The organism is Microlunatus sp. GCM10028923 (assembly GCF_042666975.1).
Classification (GTDB): domain Bacteria; phylum Actinomycetota; class Actinomycetes; order Propionibacteriales; family Propionibacteriaceae; genus Microlunatus.
This window is the reverse complement of sequence record NZ_JBHTFF010000003.1, coordinates 195,941-212,081: the sequence shown is the minus strand read 5'-3', so window position 1 is coordinate 212,081 and position 16,141 is coordinate 195,941. Positions and strand designations below refer to the sequence as shown.

At 70.3% G+C, this 16,141-nt stretch carries 14 protein-coding genes; 8 read left to right on the top strand and 6 right to left on the bottom strand.

Features of this window, described 5'->3' with window-relative positions; all coding sequences use genetic code 11:
• Positions 1 to 889: 889 nt before the first annotated feature.
• Together ACFQU4_RS08205 and ACFQU4_RS08200 are read right to left on the bottom strand one after the other, a co-directional pair.
• Positions 890 to 2,428, bottom strand: a complete 1,539-nt coding sequence (locus ACFQU4_RS08205; protein ID WP_377489394.1) for an NCS2 family permease — start codon at positions 2,426 to 2,428, stop codon at positions 890 to 892.
• 61 nt (positions 2,429 to 2,489) lie between these two features.
• Positions 2,490 to 2,999: a MarR family winged helix-turn-helix transcriptional regulator gene (locus tag ACFQU4_RS08200; protein WP_377489391.1), complete on the bottom strand. Its 510-nt coding sequence runs from the start codon at positions 2,997 to 2,999 to the stop codon at positions 2,490 to 2,492.
• Between the two features lie 182 nt (positions 3,000 to 3,181).
• Here ACFQU4_RS08200 and ACFQU4_RS08195 point away from each other — a divergent pair, with 182 nt between their 5' ends.
• Together ACFQU4_RS08195 and ACFQU4_RS08190 are read left to right on the top strand one after the other, a co-directional pair.
• Entirely contained in the window at positions 3,182 to 5,200 is a 2,019-nt protein-coding gene (locus ACFQU4_RS08195) for a PhoX family protein (RefSeq protein ID WP_377489388.1), read from the top strand.
• A 28-nt stretch (positions 5,201 to 5,228) separates the two neighbouring features.
• Complete coding sequence (locus ACFQU4_RS08190) at positions 5,229 to 5,951, top strand: hypothetical protein (RefSeq protein ID WP_377489385.1); 723 nt, start codon at positions 5,229 to 5,231, stop codon at positions 5,949 to 5,951.
• A gap of 31 nt (positions 5,952 to 5,982) precedes the next feature.
• Here the strand turns inward: ACFQU4_RS08190 and ACFQU4_RS08185 are convergent, their stop codons facing one another.
• Positions 5,983 to 6,681: an NUDIX domain-containing protein gene (locus tag ACFQU4_RS08185; protein ID WP_377489382.1), complete on the bottom strand. Its 699-nt coding sequence runs from the start codon at positions 6,679 to 6,681 to the stop codon at positions 5,983 to 5,985.
• A gap of 155 nt (positions 6,682 to 6,836) precedes the next feature.
• Between ACFQU4_RS08185 and nadA the strand changes: the two genes are divergently transcribed.
• The 4 genes from nadA to ACFQU4_RS08165 are packed head-to-tail and all read left to right on the top strand — an operon-like array spanning position 6,837 to position 10,705.
• Entirely contained in the window at positions 6,837 to 7,775 is a 939-nt protein-coding gene (nadA, locus tag ACFQU4_RS08180) for a quinolinate synthase NadA (RefSeq protein ID WP_377490519.1), read from the top strand.
• A complete protein-coding gene (gene nadB / locus ACFQU4_RS08175) occupies positions 7,772 to 9,511 on the top strand; it encodes an L-aspartate oxidase (RefSeq protein ID WP_377489379.1) in 1,740 nt (579 codons plus the stop codon). The genes nadA and nadB overlap by 4 nt, the downstream gene beginning before the upstream one ends.
• Positions 9,508 to 10,458, top strand: coding sequence for a carboxylating nicotinate-nucleotide diphosphorylase (nadC, locus tag ACFQU4_RS08170; protein WP_377489376.1), 951 nt, complete (start codon positions 9,508 to 9,510; stop codon positions 10,456 to 10,458). Before nadB ends, nadC begins: the two co-directional genes overlap by 4 nt.
• Complete coding sequence (locus tag ACFQU4_RS08165) at positions 10,409 to 10,705, top strand: DUF1330 domain-containing protein (RefSeq protein WP_377489373.1); 297 nt, start codon at positions 10,409 to 10,411, stop codon at positions 10,703 to 10,705. Before nadC ends, ACFQU4_RS08165 begins: the two co-directional genes overlap by 50 nt.
• Positions 10,706 to 10,739: 34 nt before the next feature.
• On the opposite strand, the gene ACFQU4_RS08160 is transcribed toward ACFQU4_RS08165, so the two are convergent.
• From ACFQU4_RS08160 to ACFQU4_RS08150, 3 genes are read right to left on the bottom strand one after another with little or no spacing between them, the layout of a single operon-like run.
• Positions 10,740 to 11,954, bottom strand: a complete 1,215-nt coding sequence (locus ACFQU4_RS08160; RefSeq protein WP_377489370.1) for an MFS transporter — start codon at positions 11,952 to 11,954, stop codon at positions 10,740 to 10,742.
• 7 nt (positions 11,955 to 11,961) lie between these two features.
• Positions 11,962 to 12,750, bottom strand: a complete 789-nt coding sequence (locus ACFQU4_RS08155) for a DUF3027 domain-containing protein (protein ID WP_377489367.1) — start codon at positions 12,748 to 12,750, stop codon at positions 11,962 to 11,964.
• A 5-nt stretch (positions 12,751 to 12,755) separates the two neighbouring features.
• The gene (locus tag ACFQU4_RS08150) at positions 12,756 to 13,139 is read right to left on the bottom strand and encodes a cold-shock protein (RefSeq protein WP_377489364.1); all 384 of its coding nucleotides are present in this window, start codon (positions 13,137 to 13,139) and stop codon (positions 12,756 to 12,758) included.
• 131 nt (positions 13,140 to 13,270) lie between these two features.
• Here ACFQU4_RS08150 and ACFQU4_RS08145 point away from each other — a divergent pair, with 131 nt between their 5' ends.
• On the top strand, positions 13,271 to 15,238 hold the full coding sequence (locus ACFQU4_RS08145) for an acyl-CoA dehydrogenase (RefSeq protein WP_377489361.1): 1,968 nt from the start codon (positions 13,271 to 13,273) through the stop codon (positions 15,236 to 15,238).
• A gap of 37 nt (positions 15,239 to 15,275) precedes the next feature.
• On the top strand, positions 15,276 to 16,136 hold the full coding sequence (locus tag ACFQU4_RS08140; protein ID WP_377489358.1) for a trypsin-like serine protease: 861 nt from the start codon (positions 15,276 to 15,278) through the stop codon (positions 16,134 to 16,136).
• The last annotated feature ends 5 nt before the right edge of the window (positions 16,137 to 16,141 follow it).

The following is a 16,141-nucleotide window of genomic DNA, read 5'->3' as shown; positions in this document are numbered from 1 at the left end:
GCGTTGAGTGGTGGCTTGGAGGCGGGTCGATCCTCCTCCGCTCTCCAGGATCGCCCTCCATCGCCCTGAGGGTGTCCAAGCACCAAGCGGGATCGCGGCGACCGGTCCGTACCGCGGCGGCCGGATCCCACCCGATCCAGGCCCCCACCCCGTGAGTCGGGCCGGCGTCGAGTGTGACGTTGCGACCGCCGGAGATCGATTTCATGGGTACGGAACGTCACACTCGACGCGCTGAGAGTGGACTGGGTGGGCGCGGCGCCGGATCGGCGGTCGCATTGTGCGGGGAGGAGGCGCGCCGGGCACGGATGGTGGCTGGGCGGAGTTGCGTCTGCGGGTCGCGTCCGCGCGAAGCCACCCGGGCGAAATCACGTCCGGGCGCAGCCACCCCCGGACGAAGCCACCCCCGGACGAAATCACGTCCGGGCGCAGCCTTCTCCGGGCGCAGCCAGCACGGCGAGCCAAGGCCAGCAGCATGGCGATGCGCCGACGGACCGCGTACCGACCGAGCCGGTACAGCAAGGACGACATAGCCACGTCCGGGCGAAGTCAGTTCTGGGCGCGGGCACGCGGGTCGCCGGGTCCCGGTTGTCGTGGCTCCGTCGCGTCAACCGCAGGTCAGGCCGACCCAGACCGTGGGGCGCGCCGGGGAGTGGCAGCCGTGGCGCGATAGTGCACCTGGCAGGGACGGCGCCATCACCAAGGGGACCCGCGGGATGTCGGTATTCCTCCACGCGCGGCGGTTCAGCGGCTGATGCCACGCGGCAATGCTCGAACTTGTGGAGGAATCCCGACAGCGCTCGACCTTGCCGGCCGCGGCCACGTCCGGACCGGCGGACTGACTAGAGCGATCAGTGCACTCCTGCCTCGGAAGGGCGCGCCGGCGCCCGGATCAGCCGACGGCCTGGACCAGCAGGCCCTGAATGAAGTAGACGACGAAGGCGCCCGCGACCACGTACATCACCGGATGGACCTTGCGCCACTTGCCGCGGACCACCTTCAGCACGGTGTACATGATGAAGCCGGCGCCGATCCCGATGGTGATCGAGAACGTGAACGGCATCAGCACCATGGTCAGGAACGCGGGCAGGCCCTCCTCGATGTCGGTCCAGTCGACCTTGACCACCTGGCTGATCATGAGGAAGCCGACGAAGACCAGGGCCGGCGTGGCCGCCTCCGACGGGACCAGGTTGATCAACGGGGCGAAGAACATCGCGAGCAGGAAGCCGGCGCCGGTGATCACCGAGGCCAGGCCGGTCCGGGCGCCCTCGCCGACGCCGGCCGCGGACTCGATGTAGGAGGTGTTGGAGGACACCGAGCCGACGCCGCCGGCCGCGGCGGCGACCGAGTCGACGAACAGGATCCGGGACAGGAACGGCGGGTTGCCCCGGTGGTCCAGCAGGTTGCCCTCGGCGCCGACCGCGACGACGGTGCCCATGGTGTCGAAGAAGTCCGCTAGCAGCAGGGCGAACACCAGCAGCAACAGCGGTACGAAGATGTTGATCTTGAAGCCCTCGGCGAAGGCGGCCCCGAACGCGCCGAACGGGTCGACCTGCCCGATCAACCCGAGATTGGGTACGGACAGCGCACCGGTGAACTCCGGCTTGTTGAGCACCCAGCCGACCGGGTTGTCGTCGGTCTTGCCGCCGATCTTGCCGATCAGCTCGATCACCAGCGCGATCACGGTGGCGCCCAGGATGGAGATCAGCATGGCGCCCTTGACCCGCTTCGCGTACAGGATCGCGACGCCGAACAGGCCGATCACGAAGACCAGCATCGGCCAGCCGATCAGCGAACCGCCGATGCCCAGCTCGACGGGCGGGCCGCCCTCCGGCTTGCGGACGATGCCGCCGTCGACCAGGCCGACGAAGCAGACGAACAGGCCGATGCCGACCGAGATGCCGGTCCGCAGCGATCGCGGCACCGCCCGGAACACCGCCGTCCGGAAGCCGGTCAGGACGAAGATCGCGATCAGGATGCCCTCGATCAGGATCAGCCCCATCGCCTGCGGCCAGGTCATCTGCGGCGCGATCACCACGGCCAGCAGGGCGTTCAGCCCGAGGCCGGTCGCGATGCCGATCGGGAACCGGCCGAAGATGCCCATCGCGATCGTCATCAGGCCCGCGATCAGCGCGGTCGCGGCGGCCACCATCGTGGTCGCCGTGTTGACGTTCGCGTCGATCACGACGCCCGCCTGATCCAGGTACGGCAGCCCGCCGAGCAGGTTGCCCGAGCCGTCCGGCTTGGTCCCGATGATCAACGGGTTCAGCGCCAGGATGTACGACATCGTGAAGAAGGTGACGATGCCACCGCGGATCTCCCGGCCCACGGTCGAGCCGCGGGCGCTGATCTGGAAGTAGTTGTCCAGCGCGCCGATCGGTCGATCGTCCGGTCCGGTGGGCGGAGCAGCCTTGGGCGACTTCGTAACCATGGAGGGCATTCTTACCGACAACCACGGAGCCCCGCCCGGCGTACGGACGATTTCGAGCCGGCTATTTCAGGCTGTCCAGGTTGGCCAGAAGGCGTTCCAGCAGTCCGGACAGATCCCGAAGCTGGGCCGGGGTGAGCGCGGACAGCACGTCGGACTCGACCACATTGGCCTGTTGGATCGACGTCGTGAACAGGCTCCAGCCGGGGTCGGCCAGCCGGACCAGGACCCGGGTCCGGTTGCCCGGATCGCCTTCCCGCGTGACCAGGCCGCGCTGCACCATGCCGTCCAGCCGGTGGGTCATCGAGGACGGGGCCACGCCCGCGGCCTCGGCCAGCCGGCTCGGGGTGAGCGCCTCGCCGTTCGCCCGGGCCAGCTCGGCCAGCACGGCCCACTCCCCCGTCGACACGTCGAGATCGGCCAGCTGTCGGTCGTAGGACTGGTTCAGCCGCCGGGACAGCCGGTGCACCGCGGTGATCACCTGCTGAACCTGCTCGTCACCGCCGGCCGCGACGTAGGACTGCACCACCTGCTGGTAGTTGTCGGTCTCGGTGAGACCGCGGCGGCGCGACATAGCGGTCCATCCTGCCACCGCGGTTGGACCGTTTCGGTCGGGGGCCTCCCGGGTACCGGACTGGCCAGGGAGTTCATCTTTTCGTCGGCCGCCGTAGGACGGTTGTTCATCGCCGAGGGAGAGGCTCGCGCTGTCCAGACCCCGACCGGCCTCACACCGGTCAGACATACTCGGGAGTCAGCATGAACCTGCCCATGTTGGGCCACACCCATGGCAACCGAAGCGCGGTCACCTGCCACCTGAAGTGTGACAGCGCCTGTGCCTCGCCGCCGCCGAACACCAGCTCCGAGCCGACCTTCGCCGAGATCGCGCGCGGACAGGTGAGTCGCCGGGCCCTGCTGATCGGCGGCGGCGCACTGGCCGCCGGCGCGGCGGCTCCCGCCCTGGCCCCGCAGCTCGCCGCCGCCACCGAGGGCAAGCGGGCGCCGGGCGAATCCGCCATCCGCGGCTCGCTCCCGTTCCAGCCGATCGCTCCGGTCGACGCGGCCGAGGACGCGATGACCGTACCGCCGGGTTACGAGTGGACGCCGATCCTGCGCTGGGGCGACCCGCTGTTCCACAACTCCCCCGCCTTCGACCCGGAGAATCCGAACGCCGAGGCCCAGGAGCTGCAGTTCGGCTACAACAACGACTACCTGGACATCATCGTGACCGATCGGGCGGGCCGGGAGGCGCTGCTGGTCTGCAACCACGAGTACACCAACCGGGCGATCATGTTCCCGCCGTCGGACAACGAGGCGCAGGAGGCCGAGGTGCTGCGGACGCTGATGGCCGCGCACGGCTTCAGCGTCGTCGAGCTGAAGCGCCGCGGCAAGGGCAGGCCGTGGACGTACGTCCGCGGCGGCGAGAAGAACAACCGGATCACCGCCTCCTCGCTGTTCAGCCTGACCGGCCCGGCCGCCGGGTCCGACCTGGTGAAGACCGCGGCCGACCCGTCCGGCAAGCGCGTCTACGGCACCCTCGGCAACTGCGCCGGCGGCACCACCCCGTGGGGCACCGTGCTCTCCGGCGAGGAGAACTTCAACGGCTACTTCGTCGCCGACCCGACCGCACAGGGCAACGCCCGCTACGGCCTGACCAACAAGCCGAGCTCGTACAGCTTCGAGAAGGTCGATCCCCGCTTCGACGCCACCAAGCCGGACTACAAGAACGAGCCCAACCGGTTCGGCTACATCGTCGAGATCGACCCGACCGATCCGACCGCCACCCCGCGCAAGCACACCGCGATGGGCCGGATGAAGCACGAGGGTGCCAACATCCGGGTGGACGAGGACGGCACGGTCGCCGCCTACATGGGTGACGACGAGCGGTTCGACTACCTGTACAAGTTCGTCGCCAAGAAGAAGTACCGCGCGGGCGACTCGGCCGCAGCGCGCCGGCACAACCTGTCCCTGCTCACCGAGGGCGACCTCTACGTCGCCAAGTTCAGCGGCGTGCAGAATCCGGGCAACGACAACCTCGGCCGCGGCACCTGGGTCCCGCTGACCCAGAACGGCGAGTCGGTCGTCCCGGGGATGAGCACCGCGGAGGTGCTGGTGTTCACCCGGCTGGCCGCCGACAAGATGAAGGCGACCCCGATGGACCGGCCCGAGGACGTCGAGCCGAATCCGCGGACCGGCAAGGTGTACGTGGCCTGCACGAACAACAGCCAGCGCGGCGCCGACGGCAAGCCGGCGATCGACCCGGCGAACCCGCGGCCGGCGAACAAGGACGGCCACATCATCGAGCTGACCGAGCACAAGAACAAGGCCGGCGCGACCACCTTCGAGTGGAACCTGTTCCTGGTCTGCGGCAACCCGGAGGACGCCGGCACCTACTTCGGCGGCTGGGACGGCCCGGTGGCCCCGATCTCCTGCCCGGACAACGTCGCGTTCGACTCCACCGGGAACCTGTGGATCTCGACCGACGGCGCACCGAGCGGCATCGGCAAGGCCGACGGCCTGTACCGGGTTCCGGTGCTGGGCAAGGAACGCGGCCACGTGGTCCAGTTCCTCGCCGTACCGAACCAGGCCGAGACCAGCGGCCCGGTGATCCATGATCAGGACGGTTCCGTGTTCGTCGCCGTCCAGCATCCCGGCGAGGACGGGTCCTGGGACGAGCAGCAGTCCTACTTCCCGGACTACGTGCCGGCGGGGTCCCGGCCGGACCGGGGCGACTGGCGGGGCCCGCGCCCCTCGGTCGTCCAGGTCACCCGCGCCTGACCGTTCGGCCCGACCGTAAGCTCGGGCCGTGGCTGACCGTCCGGTACGACGACTCCGGTTCGTCGTACCGGCGGTCCTGCTGGCCCTGATCGTCATCGGAGCGACCGTCGTGGTCGTCCGCTGGCCGTCCGTCGCGGCGCTCGCCTGCCCCGAGTGTTACGGGCTGCAGGCCCTCCAACCCGAGGTGTACGGCGAGCGCGACCTGCCGCCCGAACCACGGGACAAGATCATCCGGGTCACGGCGGAGGCCCGGACCAAGATCACCGACTTCTACGGCACCCCGGTCAGCCGGCCGCGGATCCTGGCCTGCACCTCCGCCGACTGCTACCGCCGGATCGGCGGCGGACCGGAGGCCGGGGTCGCGATCATGAACCGCGGCCTGATGCTGTCGCCGCGCGGCGTCGATGCGGTGATCGCCGCGCACGAGTTGTCGCACGTCGAGTTCCGGCAGCGGGCCGGCGGCGCTGCCGTACCGCAGTGGTTCGACGAGGGCCTGGCGGTGCTGGTCTCCGGCGACGAGCGCTATCTGAAACCGGCCGACGCCGCGGACCGCTGCCGGGTCGCGCCGGACGGCCCGCTGCCGGAGACCCTCGGCGACTGGCTCGCCGCCGCCTCCGCCGACGAACAGACCTATGCCCGGGCGGCCTGTGCGGTCGACCGCTGGGCTCGGTCCCGCGGTGGTCCGGCCGCGATCAACGCACTGGCCGACCGGCTGGCCGCCGGCGCGTCGTTCCGGGACGCGACCCGGTGATCATCGGGAGCTGATCAAGGGCCTTTGATGATCATGCCGGCCGATCGCCCGGGCGGAGCGCGGCGAACGGATCGGTGATCGCCAGAGTGCGTTCGGTGAAGCGGAAGAGTGCGGCCGGGCGTCCCCCACCACCTCGGGACGGCGCGGTCCGCCCGGTCGGCTCGAGCTGCCCGCGCCGGGTCAGGACCCGCTGCAGGTTGGTCGCCGACACCTCGCGCCCCAGCGCCGCGGCGTAGATGTCGCGCAGCTGAGCGATGGTGAACTCGTCCGGCGCCAACCCGAAGCCGAGATTGCTGTAGGAGAGCTTGCGCTGTAGGCGTTCGATCGCCGAGGCCACCACCGAGGCGTGGTCGAACGCCATCACCGGCAGCTTGTCGGCCCGGTGCCAGGCGGCGTTCTGCGGAAGTTGCGGGTCGGCCGTGCTCTGCACCAGGCCCAGGTACGCCGTGGCGATGGTCCGCTGGTACGGGTCGCGACCGGCCGCGCTGCGGGTCTCCAGTTGTTCCAGATGGGCGATCTCGTCCAGGTCGGCCTTCGCCGCCAGATGCCTGGCCACGCAGGCCCCCAACGTCTCGTCCATCTCCAGCGGGCCGCTGGGCAGCGCCCAGGCGCCGTTGTACGGATCACGGGCCCGCTGCCAGAGCAACACCGTCAGCTCGCCGTCCGTGATCTTGAACACAACGGCCACCGCCTCGTGCCGAAACGTGGGCACCGCGCTCGATCTGGCCACGATCGAATGCTACCGTCGAGCTTAGTTTTCGACTCTGAGGCGAAAACCTGACACGGGGAGAAGCTGTGACCTTGATCGATTCGGTCAACACCGACTACGCCGGCTACGGGGAGGTCCCGCCGGGCTTTGCGGACTGGACCAGTTGGCAGCGTGAGGTGCATGAGCTCGCCCGCCGCAAGGACGCCGTCGTGCTGGCGCACAACTACCAGTTGCCGCAGATCCAGGACGTCGCCGATCATGTCGGCGACTCGCTCGCGCTGTCCCGGCTGGCCGCATCGGTCGACGCTTCGATGATCGTCTTCGCCGGTGTGCACTTCATGGCCGAGACCGCAAAGATCCTCTCCCCCGACAAGAAGGTGATCATTCCCGACGCCCGGGCCGGCTGCTCGCTGGCCGACACGATCACCGCCGATCAGCTCCGGGCCTGGAAGGCCGAACACCCGGGCGCAGCGGTCGTCGCCTACGTCAACACGACGGCCGAGGTGAAGGCGGAGTCCGATATCTGCTGCACCTCCTCCAACGCCGTCGAGGTGGTCGAGTCCCTTCCGGCCGACCAGGAGGTGCTGTTCCTGCCCGACATGTTCCTGGCCGCGCACGTGAAGCGGAAGACCGGCCGGACGAACCTGCACAGCTGGATGGGTGAATGCCACGTCCACGCGGGGATCTCGCCGCAGGATCTGGAGGCGGCCGTCCACGCCGACCCCGAGGCGGAGCTCTACGTGCACCCCGAGTGCGGCTGCTCCACGTCGGCCCTGTGGATGACCAGCGTCGGCGACATCCCGGCCGACCGGACCCACATCCTGTCCACCGGCGCGATGCTGGACGAGGCGCGACGCAGCTCGGCCGGCAAGGTGCTGGTGGCGACCGAGATCGGCATGCTGCACCAGCTGCGGCACGCCAACCCGGCGGTCGACTTCCAGCCGGTCAATCCGAAGGCGTCCTGCCGCTTCATGAAGATGATCACGCCGGAGAAGTTGATCAACTCGCTGCGCAACGAGACCGATGAGGTGCACGTGCCGGCCGAGATCGCCGCCGCCGCCCGGCAGGCGGTCGAGCGGATGGTGGCGATCGGTCGTCCCGGAGGCGGAGAATGATCATGGCCGATCTGCGACTACCCACCCGGCTGAGCGTCGGTCCGGTCGCGAACCGTTCGGAGTCCGACGTGATCATCGTCGGTAGCGGGGCGGCCGGGATGGCGGCCGCGATCAGGCTGCTGGACGCCGGCCGGCGGGTGACCATGATCACCAAGGGAACCCTCGGCGACGGTTCGACCGCCTGGGCGCAGGGTGGTCTGGCCGCCGTCACGGACCCGGCCGACAGCCTGACCGATCACCTGGCCGACACGCTGGCCGCCGGTGCCGGGCTCTGCGAACCGGACCAGGTCGCCGCACTCGTCGCCGCCGCGCCGGCCGCGATCGAGCGGATGACCGAGCTGGGCGCCCGCTTCGACCGGGCCGTGGACGGAGCGCTGGCGCTGGGCCTGGAAGGTGGCCATCACCACCGCCGGATCATCCACGCCGGCGGCGACGCCAGCGGAGCCGAGGTGGCCCGAAGCCTGGCGGCATCGCTCACCGGATCCAGGCCGGCCGGCCAGGACCAACCCGGCTCGGGCGGACGGTTCACCCTGCTCGAGCACTGCACCGCCGTCGATGCGATCGGCACCGCCGACGGAGTGGTCCGTGGCCTTCGGGTGATCGACCGCGACGGTGTGGTCGGCGAGTTGTCCGCCGACGCCGTCGTCCTCGCGGCCGGTGGCGTCGGACAGGCCTGGAGCACCACCACCAATCCGGCGACCGCGACCGGCGACGGCCTCGGGATCGCCCTGCGGGCCGGGGCGATCATCCGCGATCCGGAGTTCGTCCAGTTCCATCCGACCGTGCTGGTCGTACCGCCGGCCCATCGCCGGCCGGGCGATCGTGGCGTCCTGATCTCGGAAGCGGTCCGCGGTGAGGGCGCCCGGCTGGTCAACGGCCGCGGTACGTTGATCATGGACGGTCGGCATCCGATGGGTGATCTTGCTCCGCGGGACATCGTCGCGGCGGCGATGCACGCCGACCTGCTGGCCTCCGGTGATGATCACCTGTTCCTGGACGGCACCGCGCTCGGCGCGACGACCTGGCGGCAGCACTTCCCGACGATCTTGCAGTTGTGCCGGGAACGTGGCGTCGATCCGATCACCGAACCGATCCCGGTCCGGCCGGCCGAGCACTACTTCTGTGGTGGCGTTCTGGCCACGCTGGACGGCGTCACGACCGTACCCGGCCTGTATGCGGTCGGCGAGGTCGCGTCGACCGGGGTGCAGGGTGCCAACCGGCTGGCGTCCAACAGCCTCACCGAGGCGTTCGTCGCCGGTGATCGACTCGGCCGGCTGCTCTCGGATCGCGACGTCGAGACCGAAGCCAGGATCGCGGTGATCTCCGCGGCGCTGCGCTACGGCGCCGACCTGGACGAGTCCGATCATCCCTTCCCGCTCGATGATCAAGCACCGGCCGTGGTCAGCTCTGCCCAGCGTCCCCGGTTGGTCGAGGCGATCACCCGCGGTGCCGGCGTGCTGCGCGAGGAGTCCAGGCTGACCGAGCTGCTCGCGGAGCTGGCCGCGGTGCCGCCCTTGACGCAGGAGGGCTCGGTGGCCGACGTGGAGACGACCAACCTGCAGCTGGTGGGCGCCCTGGTCGGCACGGCCGCCCTGCTGCGTACCGAGAGCCGGGGCAGTCATCGGCGTTCCGATCATGATCGTCCGGTGCCCTCCTGGCAGCGGCACTCCTATCTCGCCCTCCGGCCGGACGGCCGGCTGCTTGCCGCGACCGAGGCCGCGGCGGTGGCGGCATGACCACCGGGGTGGCGCCCGGGAGAAGCCAGTTGGGTACGGAGCTGTCCGCGATCGTGGCCACCGCGTTGGCCGAGGACCAGGCCCAGGACGACGTCACGACGCGCTGGAGCGTCCCGAACGATCTGTGGTCACGCGCCGAGATCATCGCGAAACAGCCCGGGACCGTCGCCGGGATCGCGGTCGCGGCCGAGGTGATCACCCAGGTCGATCCTCGGATCCAGTTCGAGCCGCTGATCACCGACGGAGACCAGGCCGGTGCCGGAACGGTGATCCTTCGCCTCGAAGGGCCGACCCGGTCGCTGTTGAGCGCTGAACGTACCGCGCTCAATTTCCTGCAACGGATGTCGGGCATCGCGACGCTGACCCGTTCCTACGTCCGGGCGGTCGGTGACCGACCGGTGCGGATTCTGGACACCCGCAAGACCGCGCCGGGCCTCCGCGCGCTCGACAAGTACGCCGTCACGGCCGGCGGCGGCCACAATCATCGACTCGATCTCGGTGCCATGGTGCTGCTCAAGGAGAACCACCTCGCAGCGGCCGGCGGCGTGACCGCCGCGATCGACGCCGTGCGCCGCGGGATGGCCGCCGAGAACGAGCAACTCGAGATCGAGGTCGAGGTGCAGGACCTGGCTGAGCTGGAGGAGGCGCTGCGGGCAGGCGCCGCGCGGATCATGCTCGACAACTTCTCCCGCGACGACATCCGGGCGGCGGTCCAGCTCCGGCGGCAAGCTGCAGCGGAGGCCGTCCTCGAGGTCTCGGGGAACGTCACGCTGGCCGAGGTCCGGGAGCTCGCCGCCACCGGCGTTGACCTGATCTCCGTCGGCGCCCTGACCCACAGCGCGCCGGCGCTGGATCTGAGCATGGTCCTGATGATCAATTCCGAGCAGAGGAGAAACCGTGGCCAAGGGCTACTGGGTCAGCGTCTACCCCAAGATCACCGACCCTGAAAGTCTTGAGGTCTACAACCAGCGGGCCGGTCTGGCCGTCAAGGCCGCCGGCGGGCGGGTGCTCGCCAGCATCGGCAGCCGGATCGTCGCGCACGAAGCCGGCCTCGCCGAGCGCGTCGTCCTGATCGAGTTCGACAGCTTCGACCAGGCCGTCGCCGCGTACGAGAGCGCGGCCTACCGGGAGGCGCTGGCCGAACTCCCCGACGGCTTCGAGCGCGACTTCCGCATCACCGAAGGCCTCGGCTGACGGTCGAGGTGCGCCGGCGGGACCGGTGGAGGGTTCAGGCCGGGTGGGTGTACCGGTTCCGGCCGGCCAGGTAGCCGGCGGTTGCGTGACCCGCGGCCAGCACCGCGACCAAGATCAGCACGGCCGGCCAGTCGCCGGTCGTCGTGTGCAGCCAGCCGGCGGTGACCGGGCCGCAGGCGGCGAGCAGGTAGCCGACCGACTGGGCCATCCCGGACAGCCGGGTGGTCTGCCCGGCGGTACGGGTGCGCAGCCCGATCAGGGACAGGGCCAGCATGATCGACGTACCGGAAGACATCCCGGCGATGATCACCCAGAGCAACGCCAGCGCCGGGACCAGCAGCAGACCGAGCGAGGCGATGATCATGCCGACACCGAGCAGCACGCCGATCGCCCGCTGGTCCCGCCAGCGGGACAGCGTGCTGCCGATGGTGAAGCTGGCCACCATGCCGGCCACCTGCAAGATCAACAGGTGCAGCCCGGCCGCCGTGGGTGACAGCCCGCGGTCGGCCAGGATCGACGGCAGCCAGGTGGCCAGGATGTAGAAGATCGTGGACTGCAGGCCCATCGCCAGGGTCACCTGCCAGGCCAGCGCGGACCGCCACATGAGCCCGCCCGCCGGGGGCTCGGCCGCGACGGCGACGGCGGTCCCGTCGTTGCGGACCCGGGTCAGCCGGAGCCGGATCAGCCAGGCGATCGCGGCGATCAGGGCCGGCCCCGCCCAGATGAGCAAGGCGGTACGCCAGCCCGCCGGAAGCAGGTCGGCCAGCGGCACGCTGAGTCCGGACGCGATCGCCGCCATCCCGTTCATCACCGCGGAATAGCTCGCCGTCATCCGGGACACGTGGCCCGGGAAGTCCCGCTTCACGACGGCCGGCAGCAGCACGTTGATCACCGCGATCGCCGTACCGATGATCATGGTGCCGCCCCACAGCCAGACCGGACCGGCGACCGAACGCAGCCCGATCCCGGCGGTGAGCAAGATCAACGCCGCCAGCAGCGTCGTGTCGATCCCGCACCGGACGCTGACCCGGTGCACCAGCGGCGACACCGCGGCGAAGCCGAGCAACGGAACGGCGGCGAGCAGGCCGAGGCCGGCGCCGCTCAGCCCGGTGTCCAGGCCGATCCGGTCCAGCACCGGCCCGACCGAGGTGAGCGCCGGCCGCATCCCGGTCGCGACGAGGATGACGCCGAGCACGATGATCACCCGGGCCAGCCGGGACTCGGCCCGGGTGAGGGTCGAGGCCGTCAACGGAACATCAGTCGAACAGGCTGGTCTGCTCGTCCCAGGCGATGGTGTCCCAGACCGGCGGCGGCAGTTCCGCGGCCCGGTCGTCCGAGGCCACATTCGAGTGGGCGCCGCAGCCGTGGTCGATGGCGACCACCTGGCCGTCGTTGGCCGAGTAGGCGTTCCCGCAGACCCCGAAGGACGTCCCGAGCCGGCCGCTGAGCCGGACGAAGAACCCGCAGCCCACGCACTGTCCCGGCGCCAGCCGGGTGGTCTCGTTGTCCGGGCCGCCGGGGCCGGCCAGCCACCGTTCGGCGGCCTCGTCCCGGCCCTGCGGCGTCAGCACCCGTTCCCGGCCCAGGCCGAGTTCGGCGACGATCGCCCGGGTCTGGCTCGCCTCGGCCGGATCGGTGTCCGCGGCCTGCTCGCCGCCGGTGAAGCCCGGCTCCAGCCGCGGATCGTTGTCCGGGGTCGGCAGCACCAGGCCCGCGGTCACGTCGCCCGGCTGGATCCGCTCCGCCCACGGCACCCAGTGGGCCGCGAGCAACGCCTCCTCACCGGGCAGCAGGACGACCTCGTTCACGGTCGCCGTCTTGGCCCGGGACGCCCGGACCACGGTGACCGACCAGCGCCAGCCCTGGTACCCGGGATGCGGGCAGGCGAAGAAGTGGCTGACCAGCCGCTCCGCCTCCGCCTCGTACCCGAGATGCTCTCCGACGCCCAGCTGGCCGGCGCTCTCGAGGGCCGCCTCGCGGGCCAGCTCGACCGCGTCGACGCAGATCTGGTCGGCCTTCACCGTGCGCTTCACCGTGCGGGGCATCGAGGTCACAGCTCCAGTTCGTCGGCGACGGCACGCAGCACGGTGGCCACCTTGCCGCCGGTCTTGCCGTCCGGGCGCTTGCCGCGGCGGTAGGTGTTGCCGATGCCGTCCAGCATCTTGATCAGGTCCTCGACGATGATCGCCATCTGCTCGGGCGACTTGCGATGGGCCTTGGCCAGGCTCGGCGGTGCCTCCATCAGCCGGAGCGACCAGGCCTGCTCGCCGCGGCGGCCCTCGATCACGTCGAACTCGACCTTCTGACCGGGCTTCAGCGAGGTCACACCGGCCGGCAGCGCATTGGACCGTACGTAGACGTCGCCACCGCCGTCCTTGGTCAAGAAGCCGAAACCCTTCTCGGCATCGAAGAACCGAACCTTGCCTACCGGCACGTCTACTTCCCTCCGGGCATGCATGAACCGCCTGGTTTTCAGGCTCGCCAAGACTAACCACCCGGACAACACACGGCCAACCGATATCGCTGTAGGCGGACCCCTCGGGATCGCTTCACTAGCATCGGGCCATGACCACCGATACGGAGCAGGGCAGCGACGGCGGGCCGCTGCGCAGGCTTCTGGACGGCCGCTGGTCCGAGATCCGGGACCGCGCCCGCTCCCTCGAACTGGAGCGATTCGATCCGCCCTCGTACGACCTGAGCACCGAGCAGCACCGGGCCCGGATCCTGCATCGGCTGGAGGAGTTCGCCGCCTCCGGCCTGCCCCGGGTGGGCTTCGACGCCGCGTACGGCGGCTCGGGCGATGTCGGCGGCGGCATGGTGGCGATGGAGATGCTCGGCTTCCGGGACCTGTCGCTGATGGTCAAGGCCGGCGTCCAGTGGGGCCTGTTCGCGGGCGCCATCGCCGCGCTCGGTACCGAACGGCATCACCGGGCCTACCTGGCCGACGCGATCGACGGCCGGCTGCTCGGCTGCTTCGCGATGACCGAGTCCGGGCACGGCTCCGACGTGCAGTCGCTGGAGACCACCGCGACGTACGACCCGGAGACCGAGGAGTTCGTCGTCGACTCGCCGACCCCGACCGCCCGGAAGGACTACATCGGCAACGCGGCCCGGGACGGCCGGCTCGCGGTCGTCTTCGCGCAGTTGATCACCGGCGGCACCGAGCACGGGGTGCACGCGTTGCTGGTGCCGATCCGCGACGAGACCGGCAATCCGCGGCCCGGCGTGACGATCACCGACTGCGGCCGGAAGGCCGGGCTGAACGGGGTCGACAACGGCCGGCTCGTCTTCGACCAGGTCCGGGTGCCGCGGGACGCGCTGCTGGACCGGTACGGCCAGGTCGCCGCCGACGGTACGTACACGAGCTCGATCGAGAGCGCCGGCCGACGCTTCTTCACCATGATCGGGACCCTGGTCCGGGGCCGGATCAGCGTGGCCGGCTCGGCGCAGAACGCGGCCAAGCTGGCTCTCACCATCGCCTGCCGGCACGGCCTGGCCCGGCGCCAGTTCCCGCGGCCCGGCGGTACGGACGAGGTGCTGCTGCTCGACTACCGGGCGCACCAGCGGCGGCTGCTGCCCGCCCTGGCGAGGACGTACGCGCTGTCGCTGGCCCAGAACGACCTGCTGGCCGACCTGCACGAGCACCTCACCGCGCCGGCCGCCGAGGAGCAGGTACGGGAGCGCACCCAGCGCGAGATCGAGTCCCGGGCAGCCGGGCTGAAGGCGCTGTCCACCTGGCACGCGACCCGGACCATCCAGACCTGCCGGGAGGCCTGCGGCGGCGCCGGCTACCTGGCCGAGAACGTACTGCCCCAGCTGCGCGCCGACACCGACGTGTTCACCACCTTCGAGGGCGACAACACGGTGCTGCTGCAGTTGGTCGGCAAGGGCCTGCTGACCGACTACTCGTCGCAGTTCGAGGACCTCGACGTGCTCGGCGTCGCCCGCGCGGTGGCCGACCAGTTCGTCGGCTTCGCGATCGAACGGACCGTGAACCGCGGCGTGCTGGAACGGCTCCGGCGGCGGCGCGGCGTACAGCCCGAGATCCGCGACCGGGACTGGCAGCTGGCCCTGCTGGAGGGCCGGGAGAAGCACCTCGTCGAGACGCTGGCGCTGCGGATGCGCGGCCGGCTGGCCCGGGACAAGGACCCGTTCGCCGCCTTCAACGCCGTCCAGCCGCATCTGCTGGCCGCCGCGAGTGCGCACGCCGAGCGGCAGGTCGCCGAGGCCTTCCTGGCCGCGACCGACGACTGCCCGGAGCGGGCCGACCTGCTCGACCTGCTCTTCGACCTGCACCTGCTGTCCGGGATCGAGGCCGACCGGGCCTGGTACCTGGAGCACAACCGGATCAGCGACGCCCGGTCCAAGGAGATCATCGGAGCGGTGGACGACCTGTGCGAGCAACTGCGGCCGCACGTCCCGGAGCTGATCGAGGCGTTCGGCATCCCGGAGGCCTGGATCGACGCCCCCATCGCCCAACTCCCCGCCAGTCCTGGACGAGAGCCGATCCGAAGTGGTGCAATGCACGGGTAGCGGTGCAGCGAAGCACGCTCGAACTCGGGAGGTCTCCATGAAGACGATCCTCATGAAATCGGTCACCGTCATCGGCCTGGTGCTCGGCCTGATCACGGCGGCGGTTTTGCCCGCATCGGCCATCACTGGCGGCCAGCCCGACGGCGAGGCCCACCCCAACGTCGGCCTGATCCTCTTCTACGCGCCCGACGGCCGGTTCCGTTGCACGGGCGCACTCGTCAGCCCGACCGTGATCTTGACCGCAGCACACTGCACCGCCGACACCGTAGGCAAGACGCTGGTGACGTTCGAGTCCGTCATTGCCGAGGAGCCGCCGGCCCCGTTCCCGATTGCCGCGAATCCGGCCGAGGGCTACACCGCGGACGAGTTGGCGGCGGCCGGCTACCTCTCCGGTACGGCTCACGCACATCCCGACTACTCCGACTTCACCGACCTGGCCAACTGGAACGACGTCGGTGTCGTCGTCCTCGATCGCCCGGCCAAGGGCATCCGGCCGGCCGAGATCGCCCCGCAGGATTACCTGGACCGGTTTGCCCAGCCGAAGCTGAACAGCACGATCTTCCGCTCCGTCGGCTACGGCACGGAGGTCCGCAAGGCCGACTCCGGTCCGCAGCAGCCGACGCCGATGAGTTACCCCTTGATCCGTCGGTACGCCGACGAGCCCGGCCAGAAGCTGACCCCGCAGATCCTGCAGGTCAACGGGAACGAACACGACACCCGCGGCACGGGCGGCACCTGCTTCGGAGACTCCGGCGGCCCGACCTTCCACGGCGGCTACGTGGTGACGGTCACCAGTTACGGCTACACGCAGAACTGCCGCTACCTCGACGGACTCCAGCGGGTCGACATCGAGGTCGTCCAGAATTGGCTGGTCACGTTCGGGGTCAGCGTCGGCTGATCTCC